Source organism: Parasutterella excrementihominis YIT 11859 (assembly GCF_000205025.1).
GTDB classification, from domain to species: Bacteria; Pseudomonadota; Gammaproteobacteria; order Burkholderiales; family Burkholderiaceae_F; genus Parasutterella; species Parasutterella excrementihominis.
Map to the genome: position 1 here is coordinate 27249 of NZ_GL883691.1, position 26388 is coordinate 53636.

The following is a 26388-nucleotide window of genomic DNA, read 5'->3' on the forward strand; positions in this document are numbered from 1 at the left end:
GAACAAAATATATGCTCAATCGCATGGAACGTTTCATGCCTATCAAAAAAAACATGGAGGTAAGTTTACATTAACGATTTTGGCCGCTGCTTTGTTGGTTACTTTTCATACAACAACAATAGCTTCGACAACTTTAGCATCTTCTACTACCCCCCCTGCCTGGTCAATCTACGGTAACGTTGACATATTCTGCGACTGGGGCTAAAGTTGTCTACGATTCTTCCATGAAGAATCCCACGAGGTCAGGAAGCCCTTATTTGTTTCTGACAGAGGAGACTTCAAAAGATGCGGTTCTTTCAGTTGTAGTAAATGGGAAAAATCTTTCTTATAATCAGGCGCCTTACCAATTCTATATAATTGGGGGTTTTAGATCGGTTTATTTAGATAATAACGAAGGTACTGATCCGCCTCCTTCGGTCAATAACAAATTCTACCTTAATGATGGGATAGTCTCCCTCCAAGGCTCTAACGGCCAAGATTTTAATTATTCTACCTATTGCAGCGGAGCTACAGTTGATCTTACATTTACTAAGGATTCGAGCTTTTACTCTGTCATTTATGGGAGCAGAAACGATATCTCAGACTTTAATAAACCCCTCGCAACGAGAGTTGAGAATGTCGGAGATAGTAATTCAAACACAGTTAAAATTGACCTACGTGAAGAAGGAGCTTTGTGGCGCGGAACTCTGATAATGGGAGGAAGGTCTGCGCAAGCTGAAGGTTTGTCTCTGAATAATCAAAAGGGATATAGTACAAATTTTAATAAAGTTGAAGTTAAAGGAAGAAACAGCGACAAAGATCATTCAGTGAATCTACAGTTCAAAGCTGGTGGTTTGTGGGGAGCTGAAGGTTGGGAAGCGAGTAATAACCTAGTTCTTTTGGATAGTGTTGTAATTCAATCTCAGAGTAATAAAACAAGAAAACTTGGCATTGTGGGCGGGAGAGGTTTCTTTGATTACCGGATTTACGATACCAAAGGGAAAGACGATCCAGACTCTATAAATAATACTATCGCTAATGGCAATGTTGTATTAATCAAAAATACCATAATTTCGGATCCCAATTCTCTCACTGGAGCATCAGGTTCTGTGGAGGGAATGTCAGTATTTGGTGGTTATTCTTACGGAAAAGCTGCAAACAATATTGTTTCGGCGTCAAATTCTAAGATAAATGGAAACGTCATTGGGGGATTGGAGATGCAAGGCGTCTACTCTCTTCAAAAAGGTGACAAACCAAGAGACTTGCATGCGAATTTGGTTTCTCTTCACAATGTAGTTTTAACAGACGGAGCGATTTACGGGACCTCTACGGCTGTTTCAGATTTAAAAAAAGGTACTTCCGACAGGGTGGATGAAGAAAAAATTCAGGCGGTTAACCGCAGAAGAGGAATTGCCTACCTTGCGGGTGCCGTGGAGGCCGATTCTGCTTATGTAAGGTATCTCCATTTTGGGCAATATTACGATGAATCTTATCTTGAAAGAAACTTTAAAAATGAGCTGGATTTAAGCGCAGATTATCAGCATGAAAACAACGCTTTTAATTCCCTAAAAACTCCTGTGATAAACAAAACTGGCCTCATATATACATCTCAAGACAGTTCGTCTTCAGAAAGTATGAAGCTTGGTCAACTTGTTGGCGGTAGTTATTTGCTTAACCGAAAGGGGTTTCACTCAAGTTTGGCTTCTTCGGACAAGAATAGCCAAAGTGACTTTACAAATGGAATGCACAACTTTTGGGTTGCCGCCTATACAGTCCTAAGTGATAAAGTGAATGCCAACGGGCGGTTTATTCAATACAGTCCAGACGAGACAAAATTATTTACTGACAAGGCAGTTAATCATTATTACGGAGCGAATGGAGAGGAGCATTTGTCTCTCTTGGTTCATGATAATGGGTTGGTTTTTGATAGATCTGCGGATTCTAAGACTTGGACAGATGCTTTTAGAGATGAATATAGAGGGTTAGTCTTATACCTTGCTGTGAACGACGGCACTGACGGTAAGAATCAAATTCAGGCGGTAAATATTAGCCGCCCAGCCATTCAAATTTACCGCCACGAAAATCAGCAGGATACATTTGCCTATGGAAATACACAGATTTTTGTTGGAAAAGTAGGGGATGAAAAATATTCAACAAAAACCCCTATGGGGTCGTTAACCCAACCGAGCGATAACTTTGAAGATTTCTTTTTTACAATCAATGGGTTTGACATAGAACAAAATGGAAAAAATGTCGCAAAAGCAACTTATGGTTTTTATAAATATTTACATGTAGACGGAAAATTTAATCCTAATGCTGAGGTTAAGGTCACACATAATGTTGAGAACGGCACGGATTTGTTTGGCAATGAGATAAAAAATTGGGAGAGTACGGTAAAAGGTCAAACAACTACCCAGCTTGGTGATGCTGGTGGTGTTGGTATCAAGTATTGGTTGAAATCTCTTGAAGTACTTCCTGGCGCTCAACTAATTCTCTATGGAAAAACAAATGAGACTGATGTTAAGGACGAAAATTTCACATTGTCAGCAGAATTGACAGGTTCTGGTGGAATTGTGATCCCTGAGGGTAACACGGTTATCATCGGAGACGCATTGAACCGTTATACTCATGGTGTAAATAGTTTTTCTGGCGAAACTACAATTGAGTCCAATGGAGTATTAATTCAAAAGGTAGACGGCTCGCTCGGAAATGCTGTCGAAGATCCTTTTTCCCAAAAGGTCGAAGAGGCTAAACGCGGTCGGTACACCTCGTCTTTAAATCTACAAGGTATTTATCAACTTACTGCCAGTCAAAGCGTTGGAAGATTTAATAGTTTTGAAGGGTCTGTGTTGGAGTTGACAAAAGTTGATTCTGTCTCGGGATCTTTGTCGGTTAGGAACGGTGCGGTAGTTAGAGGCAACATCAGGGGTGACAAACAGTCTCGGATAAAAATTTTAGGTTATACAGCAGATATTTACACTGCCAATCCAGAATATTATGGCGAATTTGTCTTGGATTCTGCTATAGGTAGGTTGGAAGAACAGAACTCCTTACAAAACGCTCTTGCGATTGTTTCTAAAAATTCCTCTCTGTACTTTAACAGTGCCTCAGCATCTTTTTCGAGAGACGTCGATCCTCGAAGTGTGGCCAACATCAGGGCTCTTCAAAATGCAGGTGATGTTTTCCTTTCTGGAAGTGAAGATAAAGTATCTAATTTGAACCACGTCAAAGTGGCAGAAAATTATGTTGGCGAATCAGGATCCGTTCTTCACTATAGAGGTCTGGTCCAAGGATCCAACAATTCTTTTGTAGACGTTATTCACTCTGAAACTGCCTCCGGTACTTCTAAGGTCTCCTTCGGAGATGACCATAGCAAGATCCCAGTTAGCGGAATCTTCAAAGAAGCCCGTGGTGAAAAAACTCTGAAGAGCGAAGGTATTCCAATCTTCGTTATTGCTGATAAGGGACTTGAAGGAAATCAACTTCGGCTTGAGATGCAGCCATTTGGTGTCGTTGCCAAAGACAATGAGGCCTATAAATGGATTTATAGTCTTGGTTACAACGATGAAGAGCAACAAAGAACTTGGGTGCTCTATAACTCGGATGACAAAGATTACTATGAACCTTTAGTACCTCCGAAGGAAGAAGAAAATCTAGTCCTCAGACCGGAAGCTGGTGCTTACGTAGGAGCATCTCAATCTTGGGCCAAGATGCACATGAGACTGCACGACCGCTTTGGTCAGGCATACTACATCGACCCATTTGACGGTGAAGAAAAGCCTGCAGCAGCTTGGGTCCGTCAGGTTGGTTCTCACTCTCACTTCCGCATGGCGGGTGGACAGAGTAAGACTCATTCCAATACTGCCGTTACTCAGATCGGCGGAGATTTGCTGAGAAACGAATTTAACGAAGATTGGAAGTATATTGGCGGTGTCTTTGCCGGTGGTCTCTACAACCGCTCTGACAGCCGTTCTTGGGATAGCGCAAAATCCCGCTCAGATGGTTACTCCTTGGGTATCTACGGAACGCTGTACACAGGCAATAGCCCTGATGACGGTTTCTATGTTGATAGTTGGCTTCTCTTCGGTCGTTATGACAACAAGATTTGGTCAGATGAAATTTCTCCGTTCAAATTCAAATCACACGGCTGGGTTTGGTCGGTTGAAACCGGTTACACCATTCCTATCGGAGAAAGCGGAACGAAGGATTACAACAAGCTGATTTGGACATTCCAGCCGGAAGCCCAATTAGTATGGGACGGCGTTAAGGCCAATTCCGCTAATGACTCCTTCGGGACGAAATATCGCCAGTTAGGCACTGATAATGTCACGCTTCGAGTCGGCGCAAGACTTCATGCTAACTATATGAATAAGGGCCTCGGATTCATTGAAGGCAACTGGATTCATAACAGCAAGAAGGCCGGCGTTCAAATGGGCACTGACAAGGTCTATATGGACGGCGGGAGAAACCTCGGGGAATTCCGTATGGGCTTAGAAGGTCACTTAAGCCGCAACACGCTTGGCTGGGCAACTGTTGGAGTTCAGGCCGGTAAATCCGGATACCACAACGAAACCGCTCAGATCGGCATCAAGTACATGTTCTAAACAAACGCTGAACGCATAGCTGATGGAACGGCGCGGAATAGATTCCGTGCCTCCCATCCCGACTCGTTTACCTAACGGAATAAGCATCATGAATACTAAAACTTCATTATTAGCCGCTTCGGTCTGCGCATTGAGTTTGGCTCTGAGCGGCTGCGCCTATGACCATAAAGACTATCCGAGAGAAAGCTGGTTTGTTCAGCCGACAACCGTGATAGAAGCCGATCAATTCAAGAAAGTAGAGGAACCGCTAAAGGTTTCGCTGGTTGTAAATTATCTGTGGGAAGGTCGTCCTATTGTGACGGAACCGTTTGATAAACGTCCGGCTGACTGGCGCGAACACTACGGTCTCTGGCTCGCTTCAGAACGCTATCTTGAACAGACAGGTCTCTTCAAGATCGTGAAGGAAGACGCGGAAGACAGACAAGGCGAAGTGGTAATTGATTTGACCCGCGCAATGGATCCGAAGACAAAGGCTGCGATTGAAGCCAAAAAGGCGGATCCTGACAATCATCCGGAAAAGATCGTCTATGAATACGACATGACGATGAAGATGGCAGTCAAATTAAAAGATAAGCCTGAACTAGAAGTTTCTCCGAAGACAGATCATATGTTCATAGGCCATGAAGACTCCAAAGAAAAAGAAGTCGGCCAGGATCCGAAGCGTTTCACGTTTTCGTATTTCAACAATATGGATTTCCACACAGAATTTGTCCGCCGTTTCTATAAGCAGATGGTCTTTGAAAGCGTGAAACAGTTGGAGAACAAACTGCCTTGATTTCTCAAGGCAGTTAGAAAAGTTTTATTTAATTTGTAGCATTTAGACCACTTCAAACTCGAAGCTGTCCCCTCGGTCGACTTCGTGGGTCGGAGCCTTGATAAGAAATCAAGGCTCAATTTTTTTTCAAAATCTAAGTATTTGTTCTATTTGTTTGTTCCTCCAAACGTGAGTATACGTCTAGCATCTTCCTTAATCATTAAGGCTACGTGAATTCATTTTTTGTTGATAATTTGAACCGCATTGCTGAAGGAGGGTGGCTCGGACAAAAATTATCGCAATTTCAGACGACTCTCACGAAAAATATGAAAAGCCAAGCAAAACGCTTACTGAGAATTCTCCCTTGTCAAATGCAAATCATTTTGAAAGTTAAAAGTGAAGAAAGTTAAACACTCTTAATTTGTTAGTCGTAATTTTTATTAGAAATAACCCAAAAATAAGATCTGGGTGAACTTTTGTTTATTTTGAGATAATCTATCTTTCTCATTGAATATAAATAAAAAACTCTCTTCGATTTACGAAAATTCAAGACTACCCCGTCTGTTAAAATCTTTCGATAAACATAAAGAATCCCAAGGAAATGAATAAACTGCCGACACATGCTTGTTTAGGGGTACTGACATTTTTGTCTTTTAGTGTCCAAGCACAAATAGTTAACCCCGCTCTCTCTGCTTCTCTGGAGCGTGATGTTACGTTGCCTCAGCGAGATGTCCGCCGACTCTTGAATGAAGCTCAAAGAAGTGATCTTACAGAGCAAGAACGTGAAATTAGAAGGCAGGCAAAAGAAGCGGCAGAAAAAGCACTTTCAGCCTCAGAGTCTCAAAAATTCGGAGATGGCATTCGTTTCTTTCTTTCTTCGGTTCATTTCACACCGAGTCAGATTTTGACGGATAAAGAAACACTTGAAGCCGTAAAGCCATTTGTGGGTACGGTTGTCACAGGTAAAGAGCTCACAGCAATGCTTGAGGCGGTTAATCGCCTTTATCGCCAAAAAGGCTACGTGGTATGCCAAGCTGTCCTTCAGCCGCAGAGAATTTCTAAGGGTGTTTTAACAATTACCTTAGTCGAAGGTAAGACCGGAGCAGTCTCTTTAAGTTCGGCAGTAGAAGGAAAAGAGTTTAAAACTCGAGGCGGTTATATCCTGAGAGCCTTTGATCTTGAAAAAGGTAAGGTCTCCAATTACCGAGAAATGCTGGGTGATTTGGTCAAGTTCAACATGACCAATGACATTCAGCTCTCAGTGGACATGAGAGCAGGGCAAGAACCGGGAACAACGGACTATGAGATCTTTGTACAAGAGCCCGATCCTCGTACTTTCACTTTGTTTTCGGATTCTTCCGGCTCTAAATCGTCCGGCCGTTACCGCGGTGGCGTCAGCTTCACGGAAAGAAGTCTGTTGGGGTGGCGTGATCGGCTCCAGCTGATCGGTGTGTTTTCCCATGGTTCAAGAAGCTTTATGGGTTCTTACTCTGTTCCGCTCAATAGTTTCGGAACACGTTTGACCGCAAGTTACTCATACGGCCGCGTAAAAGTAGTTGACGGACCGTCCGAGGACTTCGATGTCAAAGGGCATTCTCAATATCTGTCATTGAGACTCGACCATCCTTTGTATGTGACTTCGACCTCAAAGCTCACTGGTTACCTACAAGCGGCCCGTCAAACATCCGAAACTGAAATGTTTAATGTTCTGACAGTCAGCGATACTTCGGTGAAGAGCCTCACAGCCGGCCTGGAGCAGCTTTGGCTGAAAGAAGGCATGACGCTCTACGCCAACGGTCAATACATTGAATCCTGGCTGAAAGACTACACATTCGATAACGCTTCCCGTTACCGCCGTCTGACAGGTTATTTAACTTGGGATCACCGGCTTTGGAAAAATTGGGGCTACACCGTCAATGCCGGCGCACAAAGATATCTAGGTGGCGGGGAAATGGCTTCAGGTGATTCTTTCTATTTGGGCACTTCTTCAGGCGTTCGTGGTTATGAGAATGACACGATCTCTGCTTACAACGGCGCCTGGATTAATTTAGAAGCGAAATACCACTTAGACGGGAAGGGCTCCAACGTGTTTGCCTTCCTCGATGCCGGGCGATTGAGCGGAGATTCTCCCTATAAAGATAAAAGTTTGGGTTCCGTCGGCATTGGAGCCTCTTGGAGACCGGTGGATTGGCTGATGAGTTCTGCCACTATCTCCTTTCCGTTTAAGAGAAATGTGGGTTCGGAACACGTGAGCAAAGCACGATTCGATTTCGTGATTAACGCTGTTTGGTGAGAACACTATGAATAAGATCTATAAAGTTATTTGGAATGTTTGCCGAGGAATACACGTTGTCACGGACGAGAATCATCGTGCCCATGGCAAAGAAACCTCATCGTTAATCGTCCCCGTTGAATTATTGGTTATGGAAGCCTCTTTACTAACGCTTCCTTTAACTGCGGTCGCAGAAGCGCTGGATCACGCAATCACCGTGGACCCAAACTGGACAGGAACGACGATTACCAGCTCACAAGACAATCTGCATCACGATATCTCGACGAGCTATATCAACGGATCGGTTGCCGCAAATAAGTTCACTCAGTTCCGGGTAGGAGAAAAGCATCTTGTAGACATGCATCTCCCGGAAAATACAAACCACTTGGTGAACTTTGTCGACAACAAGATTTCCGTTAACGGAACGGTTAACGCATTAAAAGAAAACAAGATCGGAGGCAATCTTTACTTTGTTTCCCCGCAGGGAATGATCGTCGGTAAAACCGGTGTGATCAATGCCGGAAGTTTGACGGCCGTGATTACCACGGACGATGCCTATAAAAAGTACAGTGAGTTATCAGACAAAAAACTTCCTTTAGGATTAGGCCAAACAGAAGAACAAGCGCTTGCAACCTTGCAGAAAATGCAGCAAGGAGAAGTTCCTCTTAATCCTGTCGGTGTGATTACAGTTAACGGAAGCATCAATGCAGGTAATCGAATCACACTTGCTGCTTCCCAGATCCATTTAGAGTTTGGCGCAAAGCTTTCCAATTTGGAAACGGATTTCAAAAACCTCGTTCATATTAAAGAAGGTCAAAACATCGTTACTAAAAGCTCGGTTTCTGACACTTTGGTGACGCAAGAGGCGGCTGACGGTTCCGGCGATATACTTCTATTGGCCAGAAGCGACAGCTCCGGGACCGGATCGATTGCAGGATCCGTCACGAAACAGAAAGTCCAAGCAAAGGTCAAAGTTGCGAACGGAGCTTCCGTCAAATCTCGAGGAAATGTCAAAGTTTCTTCTATGGCAGGTAACGGTGTCTATGACATCGATAAGAAGCTTCGTCCGTCGGGTTACGACAAGCTCACAGAAGAAGAAAAGGCTAAAAAAGATCGAGAAATCGGCCATTTCGTTTCTGACGGTAAACACAAGCTCTTGGATGTATCTTCCGAGATCAGGATTGACGGCGTTATCACCGCAGCTAAAGATCTTGACGTGAATTCCGTCGCAGAGAACCGTTTGGTTAAATCTTCTACGACAATGGCTGACCTTTCGACAGGTTTAACGCTGGAGATTTTAGGAACGGCAACACCGTTCAATGAAGCGGTTTATTACGCGGACTTAAAGACATCTTCTCTCATCAATATTGGTAAGGACGCGAGCCTTTCTGCCGGACAAAACTTATCCTTGGATTCTGTTGCAGATACCAAACTTGAAGCGGGAACTTCGACGAGTCTCTTTGACCTATTCAATACCGAATCAACCCAGAAGGTTCCTTCAATCGCGGCAATCGTCGCGCTTGCTGACAGTTCGAGCACGGTCAACGTCGCCGGATCTTTAAGGGCCGGAAAAGACTTAACTATCACTTCAGCGGATGACTTAACGGTAGAAGCTTCGGCTACGGCTGCGACAAAAGAAAGCAAAGCGGTTCAAACTTCGGTCCTCGTTGCCAGACTCAAAGGTACATCTGACATCAATGTTGAAAGTTCGGCATTGCTGGACATCGTAAAAGACGCTGGAAAAGTCGAAATTTCCTCGAATCAAAACAGTTCCGTTAAAACCGAATCTTCAGTCGTTGTTCAGGATGGCAGTTACGGCGGTTTAGCTTTCAACTACACTGAATTGGATACGCATTCGAACGTCCTTCTGAACACCGGATTCACAAACGAGGCTTTGGAAGCTTCGGTTACAGCTAAGAATGTCACAGAAGATCTAACCATTAAGGCAGATAATGCTGTCGGCGCTTCCGGCATCTCAAAACTTCTCTATGACACCATCGGTGCGGTATCGAGGGACTTTGTTGCCGGACTCATGGGGCAGGCAGGTCAGGGCGTAGATAGCAAGTTTGATTCGACCAAATTTAAACTTGGCGGCGCGGTTGGCGTTGTCCTCGGATCCCAAACTTCTTCTGTCATCGTTAATACTCCGGTGATTGAAGGCTGCTCCATCGGTCTTCAAACAGCAGGCAACTTAAACCTTTCCTCTGATGTGCTCTTACGAGATCATCATTATCTGGTGACTTCTAAAGTTTCTTCCGCGGCGCCGGAAGGAGAAACGAGCCAAACGAAACTTCAGGGTTCTTTGGCAGTTTTAGTCGCGCTCTCCGGAGACGAAAAAGAAGCCGTTCGATCAATCCTCGAAATCGGCAATGATTCCGTGCTTAAAGCGAACAACGGACAACTTGTCTTAGATTCGGAAGCCGAGATTGAGTGGAATCGTCTCACCAAGATGAAGGAAGATTTCGCTAAGGCTCGTGATCGACTCAAGGCCATTTTTGCTCATGAATTCAAAGATCAATGGGCAAAAGTCGAAGAAGCATTTGACAAGGTCGACGCAGACTTCAACAGTGTCAGCGACGCTAATCTTTCTTTTATCGAAAAGATTAAAAAAGTCGGAACCTCTTTCGGAACGCTGGGTTCTGCATTAGGAACTTTCTTCGGAGAAGTAAAGGTTATCGGTTCGGCCGGAGCTGAGACTGGCAATGTTGTCATGAGTCTGCTTGAATTCATTAAGCCGACCAATTATTTAAATGCTTATGCCGCGTCCGCCGGTGACGCTTCTTCGGATAATTCAGTTTGGAGTGCAACCGGAACGGCAATGGTCATCAACCAGAAGACCGCTTCTTTATTAAATGTCGGCAAAAACACAAGGATTGAAGCGCACGGAACGCCTTCTGCCGATTCTCAAAGCAATGGAAATCTCATCGTTCGTTCTAATGCTCTAAACGAAAGCTTAGTTTTGGGCGGAAAGGCTGCGACGGTATTCGGTATTCCGATACCGGATATGGAAAAAGCCAGCGCGCTCGGTGCTACGGTGGTTTACAACCAGCTGACATCTTCCAGCCGCTTAATCGTCCGAGAAAATGCTCAGCTGACTGCGGACAATGTTGCACTCCTTACAGCCCAAGACAGTATTTACGGATTAACCATCGGCGCAGCTGCCGACGTCAATAAAGGTGATTTAAGTCTGGAAGGTTTAGCGGCTGTTGCCGTAACCAACGGAACTAACTTGGTTTGGCTCGATGACGAGTCCCAAGTAAAAGGCTCTTCGGTCGAAGTCAGCGCTAAGCGCGATGACGACGTACAAACGATTGCAGGCGCTGTTGTTGTAGACATATCCGACAATGCAAACAAAGCGGCCGGCGCCGGCATTGCTGTGAATGCCGGTAAGTTAGGCAATGAGCTCAGAGTTAAAGACAACGACGTTATTGCTGAGCAAGATCGTTCGCTCTATGAGGCGCAAGGTTTCTTAGAGGCTTCCGGCGCCGATGGTAAGGTCAATTTGCTGGCCTCCGAAGACCTGGCCATGAACGCGATCGGCGTTGCAGGCGGTGTCGGCGTATCCGGCCATAGCCCGGAATCCAATGATCCTCCGGGCAAAATTTCACAATTCTTCTCCGGCCTCGGAGACAAAGCCACTTACGTTAAGGAAGGGCTGAGCTTCTATTTAGAAGAAGGCGGCCCGCTTTTAGCGCAGAAGGCCAATGGTTTAGGACATTCGATCAGAGACAAATTTAACCGTAATCAGTCTCAGAACGATCCGACCAGCTCCTCGATGAGCGGAAACAATAATTCCAACCTTGCGCAAAACGGCAGTACTGCAAGTACCACGAGCAGTTCAACTTCGGGTGTGGCCCAGGGCGGAACTTCTCAGTTCCAATTAGGTGCTGCAGGAAGTGCCGCTTGGAACGACACTGACACGGAAAACGAAGTCAACATCGAGGTCGGTAACTTCCAAATCAAAGCGCCGGAAGAAGTCTCGGTCGATGCGGTCACGGATAAATGGGTCGGCGCGTGGGCCGGCGCTGCTGGTATTAACTACATCTCTGAACTGAATGCGGCAAATTATGCCGCCGGCATTGCAGGCGCTGTTGCCGGAAACACCGGAAACTACAAGACGGCAGTCAATATCGATGCAACGAAGTTAAATTCTCAGGGCTTAAAGTTCAATACGGACTTAAAGAAACTGAATATTCGTTCAGTGTCTGACGGTACGACGGTGGCAGAAGGCTTGGCCGCAGCCTTGTCGTTAGGTGCAGCTAAATTCAGCGGGGCTTTCGATGCAGGAGTTTCTGCCAATCTCATCGGGAATACGGTTTCTACAAACGTTAAAGGTTTGTCTCAGTTAGACGGGTCTGCGTTTAATACGGCTTACAACCAAGTGAGCTGGGTCGGAGACAATCAAGTCACGGGCGGCATCGGGTTCTCTTTCGGCAAAGGCGGCAATACCGGCGCTAAGTCTTTCGGTGGTTCTTTGATTTTTGCCGTGGCAGACATCGACAACACCGTTTCTTCTGAATTTGCCGACAGCACTCTGAAACTCGCCGGAACCAGCGCCGTTCGAGCCCTTTCCGATATAACTCAAGTTACGACTGCTGTTTCTTCTGCCGTGACGACTGGAGAATCATCCTTTGCACTTTCCGGCGCCGCGGCAAGCTCCGAGCTGACGAATAATGTTTCAACGACGCTTAATGGACTCAGTATTTCTGTAGCCGGAGAGGGCGGATTTGAAGCAGCGGCGCGTTCTTCCGGCGGTCAGGAAGCCGATGAATTTGAAAACCTCGCGGATCGCAAATGGTATGTCGACAATCTCGACGAGCTCAACAATGAGTCTTATTTTAAAGATGTCGGATTAAGAACATCACCGGATGCTGAAGAAACGGGCAAAGATAGTTCAAAAGAACAAACCCAGAACCTTGGTGATTTATACGATCAGGCCGGCAAGATGAAACAAATTACCGTCGCAGTTTCTCCTGCGATTGGTGCCGGGGGCTCCTCCGGTGGCGCCGGTGTGGTTGTGAATCAGATTCACAACCAATTTGCGGTAAATGCCTCCGGAACCGTCATCAATACCGATAACGCATCTTCTTCCGTTGTTTTAGATGCCAAAGATGACGCCTTTTCTCTCGGCGTAGCCGTTGGTGTGGCCGGAGGCAAAGGCAAATTCAACGCGGCAGGTTCGGTTGTTGTATCGAACGTCGATCAAGGTGCTTCTGTTGTCGTTAATGATTTGACCTCGACTGTTAATCGTTTAAATGTCCATGCCGACAGTGGGGCAACAACGGTCAATGTCGGAGGCAACTTCGGTGTTAATGTCGGCGACGGAGCGATTGGAGCTGTCGGGGCTTCTGTTGTGGTAGCTAACACCAACAATAAAGCTTCTGCGGATGTTGACGGTCTGAATCTTTCTTCCGTCCAGTTCAGTAGCTCCAAATTAGATATTGCCGCGGTTAACCGTGCCTCAGCTTGGGCGGCCGCTGCGGACGGAGCAGTGTCGGTTTCCGGTTTAGGTATTGGAGGTGCAGTTGCGGTTAATCGCGTTAAGAACGATGCGTTGGTCCAATTAAAGAATTCAAGATTAACGGGGCTCAAAGAGGCAGCACTTAATTCTTCTGATAAGGCTGCCATTTGGACGATGGCAGGAAATGTTTCTGTTGCCCCGGAAGGCAAAGCCGGTCTCTCCGGAGCGGTAGCTTACGCGTCTTCCCGCAGCTCTCAAACTCAAGCAATTGCTGACAGTGTGGTGATTGCTCAGCCGGAAGGTTCGAATAATCTGACGGATTTCTCTGTTGATGCCGAAGCTGATGACCATATTTCAACGCTTGTGCTGAGCGTCGGCGTGGCCGGCGGCAATGTCGGTCTGTCGGGAGCTGCCGGAACCAACGAGATCAATCGCTCCGCTAATGCTTCCGTCAATAACCTTTCGACGGTTAACTACACAAAAGACCAAACCACCCAAGGGGTCAAGGATCAAGCAGCCAAAGCGTTAAATGCCTTATCTGTTCATGCTTCAAGCAGCACTAATATTGATAACCTTGGCATTGTTGCAGGAGTGGGTGCTCAAGGCGCCGGTATCGGAGTCGGTGTTGCTGTCAACCGAGTCAACACGGATACGACAGCAGCTCTGAGTGCTTCGGATAAACAGAGACTTGTTTCTTCCGATACTTTGACGGTTTTGGCCGAATCCAATAACGACATTGATACGATCGGAATAGGCGGAGCCGGCGGCAGTAAAGCCGGTGTCACGGCTTCAACAGCTATTAATTTAGTCACGAACAACACCGCAGCTCGGACCAATAACTTAAATGCAGAGTACGCAGGGGCAGCCCTCATTCAAGCAAGAAGTGACGATACGATCGGAACATATGGCGGCCAACTCCAGGGTGCTCAAAATGCAGCTGTAGGAGCAACAGTCACGGTTTCAGAAAAACGCGGACTTACTCAGGCCGAAATCCTGAATTCCGACTTCGTTCGTTCTGCTCAGGAAACTTCTTTGGTTCTGACAACTAAGGCAGGAGTTGATAAAGATGCGATCAACTCGAAGATTGTCGAAGATGTTTCTGTTGCTGCCTCGCTGAGAAATTCAAGACAGGACAAGACTGTTTCCGGATTAATGGTTGACGCTTCTTCTACAGAAACTTTTAAGACTTTCTACATTACCGGAGGAGGGGCCAAGGATGCCGCGGTCACAGCCACGGGAAACGTCAATTATTTTGGTGGAAAGACAGAAACGAAGGTTCAGTCCTCGAATTTGAATGCCGGTTCCGGCGCTCTGATGGTCGGAGCTTCTGACGCTGCGAACGTGGATACTGTGATTGCGACTGCGAGCGGTGCTTTGGGGGCGGCGATTGGCGTTGTAACGAATATCATCACCACTGATCATTCAACCGGTGTAGTAGTTACCGGAACATCAACAGATAAATCTTCATTAACAGGTACCTCTGTTTCTGTTGATGCAGATGCTAAAGAAGGTATTTCTTCCTTACTAATTGCCGCCTCAGGTGCTCAGTATGCAGCGGTTAGTGCTTCCGTTAACGTGAATCGGCAGCTCTCGGATGTTTCTGCTGCAGTGGATCAGACGGAAGTGCTAGATTCATTCGCGCAGAACGCAAATTATTTGGGCAGGATTACGACTTCTGCCATTACAGCTGCAGGCTCTCAATATGCTGCGGTACCGATCAGCGTGGTTATCAACTACGCTGATAATGCAGTTTCTTCTTCTGTAGCTCATTCGATCCTGAGAGCTGAGGGCCAGTCAGCTTCAGTGGGTGCGAATCGCATCTCGGAATTTTCTTCTTTGAACGTGACCGCTTCCGGAGCAATGTATGGAGCAGTCGCTGGGCTCGTGAACGTTAATACGATTGAAGGTGCGACATCTGCTGAAGTCAACGATTCGGAAGTTAAGGCCGGTCAGTTCAGCGTCAATGCAGAAAACGAAGACCATCTGAAAGTCACAGATGTTACTGCTACGGGTGCTATCGGAAGTTTGGGTGCTTCGGTCGTCGTTTCTTATTTTAAAGGCTCCTCGGCCGCTAACCTTCGTAATTCAATCGTTACAGCTGACAAACTCACGGTTTCCTCTCTTCAGGATCATTACGTTAACGGAACGGTTGCGTTTGCTTCCGGCGGTATCGGAACGATCGGTGCAAATGTATTCTCGCTGGTGATCGGTTCGGGAGACAATCCTTTCGCTTCAAACCGTCAAGATCTTGGCAGCGCAGAAGACACAGTTAATAAATATCTGTCCGATTACGCATCTTCAGGCACCGGATCTCTCGGCTTTATTACAGAGAATGATGAGCTGACTCAGGAAGAAAAAGACAAAATCGTCGGTTCGGCCGCAGCGGCAGACGCAAGCGTGTCCTCGGGAAGTGGGAATGGAACTTCCGTTGTGGTGTCGGGCAATTACCTGACGGTTGGAAGCAGTGATGTCTCTGTTAAGGAAGATTCAAAGGCAGGCAGCATTGACGTTACGCTCGGCAGCGGAAGTGCCGGTGCAGGAGTATTAGCGGCCTCTGTCATTACGTTGCGCCGTCATTACAACAATAAAGTTAATCTCAGCGGCAACACGATCACATCAAAGGATAACTTTAACGTTCTCAATTCACTCGAAGGTAAGACCAACCTTGAGGCGATCCAAACTTCGCTGGCTCTTGCCAGCGGAACTGCAGCTTATGCGGACGCCGAAATCACGGGCGGCGCTTCGACGATCTGGGAAGGCAACGTTTCCGGAGGAATTAAACTCGAAGAGCCAAAGCCTGACGGCAGTAAAGATGAGGCCAATAAGGCGGAAGAGAATAAACCTCAAACGACCAATCCCGTATTTGAGATTAAGACGGAAAATAAATCAGAAATCCATCTGAAGTCCTTCGGAATTACGGTTGCGGCAGCCTCCGGCGGCGGAATGGTCGCAGAAATTCGTGATAAAAGCCGTGTAGAAAGCCAAGTTCTGAATTCAAGGATTAATTCTTCGTTTAATGCCTCTGCAGTTCGTCAGCAAAAACTCTTTGCCGAATCGACTGCAGGCTACGGCGGCGCCATCAACGGAGTAGGTGCGCTAGCAAAGGTCTATGACGGAACCGATGGTGAGATTTCAACTCGAACGATCTTTAACGGAAATACAGCCGGCGGCGACGTCAGTCTGACCACAAATAACCGTCCGGATATCACGGTTAAGAGTTACGGTGCCGGAGCCGGAGGCCTCGGGATTGGTGTGGTTCAGTCGATTGCCGAAACCCGAGGTAAAGTCATTTCCGAAGTGACTGGAAATGTATTTAGTCATGCTAATTTGACAGTGGCAGCCGGTGCCGGTCTCGGAGATGAAAGTGGAGCCTTAAAGATGACGGCCGACTCTCAAACCTACGGCGGTGCCATCATTGCTTCGATTCCTGTCAATACCTCAGAGATCACGAATTCGAATCAGGTCGAAAGCAAAATTGAACTGTCCGGTGATTCTTCTTTGGAGAACTTCACTTCGGTAACAGAAGGCAGTGCTGTCTATTTGTCTAAGACAACCGCAGGTACGGGAGGAACGATTGCCTCGGGCAATAATTCCGCAGAAGTGAACCATAAGGTATCGGTGAAGAACGAAGTTTCTTCTTCGTCTTCAGTGGGAGTTAAGAATGCGGTTGTAACAGCTTCTAATAAAGAAAAGGCGATGGTTCTTGCCGACAGTGCCGGAGGCGGAATTATTCTTGCCGAAGGTACCGATCTTGACGCAAATGCGGCTCAAGTAAAACATACAGATCGCTCTGATACGACTTTAACTGTCAGCGGCCGTTGGAATGTTCAAGATGCAGCATCCTTTGTGACCTCGGGCGAACACAACATCGGCATGAAAGCCGATAACACCAAAGGCGCTTTGGCCGGAGGAAGCGGTGCTTCGCTGATCAACGACATGCAAGGCACTAACAAAGTCTCGATCGGGGATGGCTCGGCAATTAACGCTTCCGGTATTCTTGTTGGAGCCTCTGATAATTGGGACGTTCATGCCGCTGAAGGAACTTATGCCGTTGACTCCCGTGTTTACGGAGCCTTTGTCGGTACCGGCATTAAAGCAAGCAATACGGAAAACCGTACCCAACAGGTCGATATCGGTAAAAATGTGGTATTGACTGCAGATGATCTGACCATTTCTGCGAAGAATGTCGGAAGAACTAGTCTGAAGGTTCGTGCTCAAACGGCCGGTGCCGTTGCCGGTGTGACAGCAGAAAACTTCGAAACCCTAAATACTCAAAATAGAATTAACTTGGCCGACGGTGTGCGTTTAACTGCTAGTAGCGCCGAAGGCACGCTGACGATTGCCGCCTCTTCTGACGAAGATGTTGAAGCACAGAGCGTCGGAGATGTTCAAGGCGCAGCGGTAGCCGGGGCAGGGGCCAAGGTTTCCGTCAACCAAAATCGCACCAATGAAGTAAATGTCGGCAGCGGTTCTAACATCTTGTCGAAAGGCAAGTTGGCGATTAGAGCAGGCAGAGATGCTGATGGCTCGAACTCTCAGTTTGATTTAGTGAGCTATGCGCACGCTTACAGCCACTCAGCCATCGGCGGAACGGATTCGGAAGTTTCCGACAGTCTTAACCTGACCAATAAGCTCAATCTCAACGGAGAAATCAAATCTTGGCGTGATACTGAGCTTTACGCACAAAGCGGCGATGTTTCTACGGATGAGACAGCACGTTATTGGTTCTGGACGTCTGCGTCGGATGCCGGCGAAGTCTCGATTGCTTCAACAGCGGCCGGAACAAAATCCAAGAATCTGACCACCGACAATAAGATCCAGGTCGGCGGACTCGTTCAAGCCGGTGTGAATGCCAAAGCAGATATTCAGATCAGCGGAATTGCTTCGCCCAACGAATCAGGCGTGACCCTGGATTCACAAAATCCCTTAACGATCACAAAGACTGGCGTTGATGATGAATCCGTCAGCGGTGTGAAGGCAGAATCCCTGACGAACATGTACTGGCAGCGTCATGAGGAACTTCAGAAAGCGATGCAGGATTACGGCACGACGAATCCCTCCTTGCTTGCTGCTTACAAGGCCGAAGACGAACTGCTTCTTACGACAATGGAGCAGAAGGGCCTTTTGATCCGGGGAGAGAACGGTAATTTCTCGCTTATTGATCAGACAAGCCGCCCTTATGTCCAAATTTCCAATGTCACAGTCTCGGGTGGAAATATTTCTGCCTTCACGGATAGCGTAACCGGAGGAGGTTCTTTAATCGCTAAAACCGCTGAGGGGATCAATATTGATAACCAAGCCACAGTGGCATTGAAGCTGAGCGATATCCAAATTTTGGATAAAGGCGGCGAGTTTAAACTGAACGATCAGGTTGTTATCGATAAGACCGGCGCGTTGGGTTCGTTCCGTGGCCAGTTAACGACGTCAGCTAATTCAGAAGCTCCGTCAATAAAGGTTAACTCTGCTTACAACGGATTGGTTCTAGTTACCTCGGACGGTAAAGAGCAAAGAATCAATCCGGATACCAGCATTGATATTTCCGGAAAACTGATTAACCGGGCAGGAAATATCTCTGTAAGCAGCGGAGGCGATGTTTACGCCGATAAAACAGCTTCGATTTCTGCCGGAGGTTCTTTAGGAGTCACGGCAAAAGGTTCTATTACTCAGTCTTACAGAGGAGGATTGTTTAACGTCGGAGGCTCTGTTGAAGAGCTATGGAAAGACGAAGTCGGAAGCTTAGACACCCAATCCTCAGTCAGTTCAAATGCCGACCATGTGTACGGTCCGGGCAAACTTGGTAATGCAGACAATGGTCAAGCCGGAGACATGGTTGCCGGAGGAAGTATTTTCCTCGCAGCCGATGCGATTAACTTAAACGGCTACGTTCAAAGCGGTTATGCGAAATACGGTTTGACTTTGTCGGACACAGAAGTCGACAAGAAGATTTCTTCTATTAAGGCAAATTGGCAGGCACACGGATCACCCTCGGATGTCAACAGCAGAACACCGCAGTATGCCCTTCAGGAAGGCGGTCCTGTTTGGGATGAAGCTTCCAAGTCCTATAAGTATCAAGTCGCAGCCTGGTACGATCCGGTCAATGACAGGGTGATCGTCGATGACATTTCTCCGCAAGGCGGACAGATTTACATTACCGGAAGAGTGGCAAGCACAGGCGGCGGCCAATTGTCCGTGGCGAACGGTTCGGCAGACATCAATATCAACGTCGGCAACCGCGACGTTCTGCTTGGAAATGCCGATACCGGCAATATTGAGGGCCTGATTCAAATCACAGATACAAACTCGGGATTTAAAGATTCCGATAAGCCCGATAATGCGATTGCTAAGGTTACCGAAATTCGTAAAGGGAACGCTGTTGCTTACTGGCTCAACTCCGACGGAACTAAAACGGCTGGGACCAAAGTCCTAGATAGTTCTTACGACCCCTTGACCGACCAGTTATATGGCTGGACCGACGGAAAAGGTTCAACAACGGTCACTACTCGATATAACTCCCAAAAGTTTACCGTTTGGGATGCATTTGATTACGGCGAGCCTACAAACTGGGCGTCAGTAAATACGACAACAGTAAGAGATGCAGACTTAGCAAACGGCTCGACCATTTGGGTAGCAGACCGTCCTGAAGGAAAGAATGAGAATTTTGAGGCTTGGACTACACATGTGAGCAGTTCGGAGAGCTCAACGGTTACTCATTGGACAACTTATAACACTTGGGTCCACTTCTCAGGCACACATCACACTCAGAAAGTTACGACCACTTCGACTTCAACGCTTTATTCCTACACGGTAAAGGCTGACCATCAAGTAGGTACGTCTTTCTTAAGCGGAACCAATACAATCGTGATTAAAAGCGGTAAGTCAGTCCTGCTCGGAGGCGCTGTGAACGCCCAGGGCGGTTCTGTTAGCTTGATTGCAGGGAACAACATCCTCAATCAAAGCGGAGCCGCAGCAATAACCGGAGCATCTAATCTGACCTTGAAAGCAGATTCAGGATCAATTGGCTCGGAAGGATCTGCTATTAAGTGGACAGCAGCCGGAAGTTCCGACAAGCAGTTAAATCTAACGGCAACCGCTGGCAAGTCTATTTATATTGATGCCAAGAATCTGAATTCGGGCGCAGCCGTTTCCGGATCCCTGAATGCCGGAGAAACGGTTTCTGCTGAATTCAGAGGCGGCGTTGACTTGAATTCGCTTTCCGGACAGAAGCTTTCTCTTGTTTCCCAAGAAGGCGGAATTAATATTAAGAGTCTGGATCACAAAGAGGCCTCTGATCTGTCGCAGCGTCTTGACCTGACTGCAGCAGGTGATATTTCTTTGAAATCTGTCGGAGATATTTCTGTTGGTCAGATCAGCACGAGTGGGGATGTCACAATTGATTCAGCCGGAAATATTTATGATGCGATTGATCGCTCGGATCGCGATGAGCGTTCGGCACAAAAACGCCTTGAAAGCTGGATTGAAGCCGGCATTCTGACGTCTGACGGAACTTCTAACGAAGGGGCTCGGTTTGCTAAAGACGAACAAGACATAAAAAATGGTATTACTTCCGACTTTAATCGATATCAGGCTTACCTAAACCATGAGCAGGAAGCTGAAAAGGGTCGCGTAAGAGCGCTGACAACAGAAGAGCAAAAGGATTTTGCGGCTCTGAAGTCTCGCTTTGCGGGATGCGGCTCTGCAGAAGACGCAATTAACAAAGAAGCGAAAATTCAAGGCTCGGCATTAAATCTTGTTCAAGCATCGAAAGACAATTACGGCTGGACGCAGAACGAATTGCTCTTTGCAGTGTCTGAAGCCATCTTGAATCCCGATCCGAGCTATGTTCCTGAGTCAGGCGTTGCCAATATCAAAGCAGCAAATATTACGTTGAAGTCTGGCGCCGGAATCGGTCAGGAACTTGACGGTCATACGGCAAACATCAGCGATTTGGATGCTTCGACAGAAAAAGGCTTGAACCTCTACAAGCTTTTAGCTCGAGCAGAAGCTAATGACGTTACTTGGAACAAAAAAGCAGGCACTCTGACGATCAACTTAAAGAAAGCCTTTGAAGTCCATCAGAGCAGCGACACGAAATTAAATGCGGATGCAGTAAACAGCATTTATCTACAGTCTGACTCTGAAAACACATTGAATCTCGGTTCCCTTTCTTCTCAAAACGGAGATATCCGTCTCACTGCTACAAATGGAATCACTCTATCCGGAGAGGGTGCGGTTAAAGCTAAAGACTTGATCCTGAGAGCAGGGCTTGGTTCAATCGGATCCGCCGACAAACTTCTTAAAACGGCGATTACAGGATCGGCCGTGTTCTCCGGAAACGGAGGCGTATTTGTTGATCAAGACGGAACGCTTAATCTCCAATCCGTGGCCAGCGGTAAAGATGTTGTATTGAAGGCTGACAATATTTATTCCGTTAAGGACACAAGCGGACAGAGCGGACGAATTAGCGGAACCAATTTCGCTTTTGAAACAGACGGCGAGATCGGTCAGAAAGATGCAGCTTTGGGCTTGGATTCAGTCAATGACTTTAATGTTGTTCTGAAAGGCAAACCTCAGAATGTGTACCTTCAAGCCAATAGAGAATCTGAAATGTCTGTGTCCGTGACCGAAGAGACAGTTACTTCAAATGTTGAGATCTCGACGGAAGGTTCTCTGAAAGTTAAAAAACTTGTTTCAGAAGGCGGAGAGATCGAATTTAATGCCAAAAAGACATTAACAATTGAAGAGATTCAGGCCAAAAGAGATGTGGCGGCTGAAGCTAACACGATCCACCTTAACGGAACAGCGAAGACCTCTGATGGTAATCTGACTCTTAAGGCAGGCTCGTCGCTTTCGGTCGCAGACCATTCCACCCTTTCAGCTTTAAACGGAACCCTTGATCTTTCTGCACCGAAAACGACTTTCGGAAAAGCGCTAACGCTGGAAGCTAAAAAACTCGGCCTTACTACAAGCAATGATATTTCTTTGACGGACAGCAGTCTAACTGCAGGAACAGATGGCCTTTCGTTAGTTTCTTCCGAAGGATCTGTCTCCATTAATGGCGGCGCATTAACGTCTCAGAACTCTATAAATGTTTCATCAGCTAAGGACACGACAATCAGCAGAACTGCTGTTTCTTCAGAAGGAAACGACGCAGAGGCCGGAGTCTTTTTGAGTTCTTCTGAAGGCGCAGTCAAAGTCAGTGACGGCTCGATCAATTCGAACGGTTCCGTCAAACTTTCTGCTGTCACAGACGCGCAGCTGACAAATGTTTCCGTATCGGCTAAGGGAACGGGAGAAGGCAGCGGAGTAGAAGTGAATTCCTCTCAAGGTTCCGTCATGATCGATGCCGGACAACTTGACTCTCAAAGTTCTATCCGACTTACTTCTGCAGCCGGCACACAAGTGATGGGAGCCGATCTAATCGCCGCCGGCACTGGGGAATCGGAAGGCTTATTTATTAACTCAAATGGAGGAGCGGTTGAGGTAACAAGCAATACAGTAAGTTCAGGCTCAGTTATCGACATTGCGTCTCAAAAGGATGCCAGTCTAACTGTTGAAAGTTTGAATGCAGCTGGCAAACTCGATGTCGAGAGTAAAGAAGGAAGCATCAACGTAAGTTCAGAAGCGAACGGCAACACAGGCGGTTTGCAGGCCGCAGCAGAAAACGGCTCTGTTACGTTGAAGGGGCTCAATGTCGATTCTTCAACTGATATTGATGTTCTGGCGAAAGATAGTATTTCCGTTACCGGCGGCTCCTTAAAGAACAAGGATGGTTCTAATTTGATCTTGGTGTCGAAAGAAGGCAATTTGAACCTTGCTCTGAATGAAAAGAATCTTGCTGCCGATACGATCACCTTAAAAGGAAAAGGCGAACTTAATCTCACGGGTTATACGCTTGTTGCTTCCAAAGGCGACTTGAAGGTTGCTACCGGCGGATTGAATATCAAGGATGCCTCTTTGAGTACTTCGACACCCGGCTCGGTTCTCCTCTCGGCTGAGGAAGGAAACGTTGATTCTAATAACAAGACCAGCATTGATTCTGCCGGCAGTCTGGAAGTGGGCGCAGCAGGCAAGGTCGATTTATCCGCAGCTAAAGTTGTATATTCGGAGTCTGGAGCACTACGTCTGACAGCAGGTTCTACAGATTCTGACGCCCTTAAAGTGTTTGCTCATAAAAACAATACCTTTAAGGGCGACGAAGTCGTAATGGACAGCGCCGGAGGGTTGATTTTTGCAGATGAAGCCCCCATTACAGTTGAGGCTTCTTCCGGGAAAGCCGTCTTGAAAGGACAGGCAATTGACCTCAAATCCGGTTCTTCCGTCAAAGCAAGGGACGAAGCAGTAGTTCGCGGATACGAGAGTTTGGTGCTCGGAGACAAAATATCTGTCGAGGGCTGCAGTGTGTCTGTTACGGGAGGAAAACAAGCCTTCAGCCTCGGAAACTATGTTTCTCTGACAGCAACAAATGGCGGAATTGAAGTTTTGGCAGACGCCGACGCGACGCTTGGAGGATCGCTCAACGTGAATGCTTCCTTGAAAGATCCGTCTGCTGGAGACGAAGCTCCGATCCGGATCGGAGCTCAGGGAGTTTTAAACGTTACGGAAGACAAATTCGAAGTCATTGCTGAAAACGGCAGTGTCGATATCTTTGGCGGGAACGGCCTGAATATCAAGAATGATTTAACGATCGTTTCTGCGTCCGACAGCTCTTTAATCTCGGAACGTGGTTTAATTGATATCGGAAATAAAGCGACGGTGAAAGCCGGGACGCAAAGCGGATTAAGTCAAGAAAACCCGCTCTATGGAAAAGTCAGTGTCATCGCCGGAGACAGCTTTACTATCGGTGATGAAGCTCAAATCCTTTCTGACGATTTATTGGTTTCTGCCCAAAAGGATGTTCGATTCGGTGATAAAGCGACGCTCGTCGGTGCCACAGACGGAGTCACGGTAAGAAGCAGTGAAGGTTCGATCTACATGGGTGAGAACCTTACGGTGACTTCTAAGGCTGTCAAAACTTTGTTTGAAGCTGGAAAAGATATTGTGATCGATCGGGATGCGAAACTCGACAGCCAAGAAAATTCTGTGGTGTTCAGTGCCGGAGAGAATATAAGGTTCGAAGAAGACTTTACGGTTCATGGAAAAGGATTTGAACTCAATGCTCTAGGCTCGCTGCTTGTAGGAGACAGAGCAACGGTTCAAACGAAATTCGGAAAATACGAGACCGGTTCGATAGAATCTTTGCCGCAAACGTCTATTGACGTGAAAGGAGATGTTAGATTCGGGAATGATGCAACGTTCCGTACGACGATGCTGTCTATGAACGCGGGAGATGATGAAAATCACACGGAAGGAAATATAACTTTCGGCGAACGTGCTTCCATCCAAACTTCAGTTCTCGGCGCTGTTATTGACGCTCAAGGAGATATTGCTTTCGGCGCCGGCGCAAACATTCGGACCCAAGAAGATCAGGAAGATTCTTACGTCCGAATCTCTTCACGCGGCCAAACAAGTTTTGGAGAAAACGCATTTGTTACGTCTGGAACGAGCTTAGATATTATCGGCAACAAGGGCATTTTCTTGGATAAGGGCGCCGTTCTTCAATCGAAGCTTGAGGACGGCTCTAAGAACCATACGTCACTGGTTTCAGAACATGGCGACATCAGGTTGGGAGAAAACTCAGTCGTCCAAGGTCAAACGGCTTACATCCGAACCGGAGATGAGTGGGGTGTCGGAGGCGGTTCTATCGAGCTGGGAGATAATTCTCAAGTCAGCGCGAGAGACAACGTCAGCATGAATGTGACAGGAGACGTGGTTCTTGACGGACAATTCCTTTCGACTTCTCTCCATGAAACAGAAATCAGATCTTCTGAAGGCAATGTCGTACTCAAAGATGAATCGGAATTGATTTCTTACGGTGACGTGTATTTAGACGCAGCCGGATCTATAGATATCGGATCTGATTCCTTTATTTTTGCCGGTAATGATCCGGATGCTTCCAATCGAGTGGGTAAAAAGGATGTTTCCTTCACTGCCGGACAAGATGTCACAATCGGAAAGGGCACGGTTGTTCTGACTCAAGCTGACCTGAATATTGAAGCAAAACGGGGCTCAGTTGTTTTTGAAGAGGAAACAGCTGTTGGTGTCCTCAGTCCTTCCGAAGATGAGGAAATCAATCGTTTGACGGTTTCTGCAGGAAAAGACTTTACGATAAAAGACACCGTAATGTTGTTTGCTTCCGAAGAGGCTCAATTGAAAGCAGGGGGAAACTTCGAGCTCGGTCAAGGATCCGTCTTGGCTGGGGACGGTCTTGTGAAAGTAGAGGCCGGGAAAGATGTGTCCTTGAAACATGGCTCCGGAATTGAAGGATTCTCTTCTGACGGGGTGGAAAACCTCGAGATTCACGCGGAAAGAAACGTCCATCAAGACGCTTCTGCCGACGGCATTGCGTCCGATCGTCTGGAAGTTTCTGCAGGCGGATCGGTTGAGTTACTAGCTCAGAAATCAGCCAAGGATAAAGAACTGGGGAATCGAGTTGATGAATTGATTGTATCTGCCGGTTCGGACATTAATTTGGTCTTGAACGGTCAGAAGCAGGAAATTCAGATTAACGAAGAAAAAGGCAATATCATCAACGGAAATCTGACTATAGAAAATTACAACGGTCCGCTTTCAGTTGGATATGAACTGACTGTTAACGGCCACGCTGAAATGAAAGCCGACAGTGTTTTACTTAAAGACCTTCAAGCATCTCAGGATATTTATCTCGAAGCCAACGGCGAAATTCGAGCCAATGGGCTAGCGTCCGGAGCGGATGTCACGATTGTCCAGCGCTCCGCAGATCCGTCTGCTGCCGTCGTGGTCAAAAATGTCGATGCCGGAGATCAGATCTTTGTCCTGAATGCTGGCGGTCCGATATCCTTAGAAAAATCTGTTTCCGGTAATTCAACAATGATATTTGTCTCTCAGGATGGGTATAAGCCGGATAGGAACGTTATTTCTTCAAGATCCAACAGAGTAGGGATTTTCGCGGCTGCACCGCAAATGCTGTCGGTGTTCGATCGCTTTGATCGTGAAATCTCTTATCTCAGTAAGGATTCTTTGCAAGCTGACCAGCGCCATCATCATTATGCGTTATATCGTTATGGAGAAGACACGCATATGCCTGCTTCGCGTTTATTTTTTAACGGGTACAGAGCTGAAAGCGTAAGTCCTTCGAATGGTCTGATAAAGGAAGCTCTACTTGTTGTAACCAACCGGTGGCAGGTTAACATGGGAGAAGAGGGAACCGAAGAGGAAACCGAAGACTGATGAAATGAGACCG

At 46.8% G+C, this 26388-nt stretch carries 4 protein-coding genes; all 4 read left to right on the forward strand.

From position 1 onward, the window contains the following. The first annotated feature begins 224 nt into the window (after positions 1-224). The 4 genes from HMPREF9439_RS03985 to HMPREF9439_RS04000 all read left to right on the forward strand — a co-directional run bounded on the left by HMPREF9439_RS03985 (position 225) and on the right by HMPREF9439_RS04000 (position 26375). On the forward strand, positions 225-4583 hold the full coding sequence (locus HMPREF9439_RS03985; protein WP_008863801.1) for an autotransporter family protein: 4359 nt from the start codon (positions 225-227) through the stop codon (positions 4581-4583). An 88-nt stretch (positions 4584-4671) separates the two neighbouring features. Then, positions 4672-5358: a hypothetical protein gene (locus HMPREF9439_RS03990; protein WP_008863802.1), complete on the forward strand. Its 687-nt coding sequence runs from the start codon at positions 4672-4674 to the stop codon at positions 5356-5358. Between the two features lie 580 nt (positions 5359-5938). After that, positions 5939-7630 carry a ShlB/FhaC/HecB family hemolysin secretion/activation protein gene (locus HMPREF9439_RS03995; RefSeq protein WP_008863804.1) on the forward strand — a complete coding sequence of 564 codons (1692 nt, stop codon included), beginning with the start codon at positions 5939-5941 and terminating at the stop codon, positions 7628-7630. 7 nt (positions 7631-7637) lie between these two features. Next, a complete protein-coding gene (locus tag HMPREF9439_RS04000) occupies positions 7638-26375 on the forward strand; it encodes a leukotoxin LktA family filamentous adhesin (RefSeq protein WP_008863805.1) in 18738 nt (6245 codons plus the stop codon). Positions 26376-26388: the final 13 nt, after the last annotated feature.

Excerpts from the sequence above, each read along its gene's own strand:
- HMPREF9439_RS03985 (WP_008863801.1), top strand. The coding sequence starts at position 225 with ATGAAGAATCCCACGAGGTCAGGAAGCCCTTATTTGTTTCTGACAGAG.
- HMPREF9439_RS03990 (WP_008863802.1), top strand. The coding sequence starts at position 4,672 with ATGAATACTAAAACTTCATTATTAGCCGCTTCGGTCTGCGCATTGAGT.
- HMPREF9439_RS03995 (WP_008863804.1), top strand. The coding sequence starts at position 5,939 with ATGAATAAACTGCCGACACATGCTTGTTTAGGGGTACTGACATTTTTG.
- HMPREF9439_RS04000 (WP_008863805.1), top strand. The coding sequence starts at position 7,638 with ATGAATAAGATCTATAAAGTTATTTGGAATGTTTGCCGAGGAATACAC.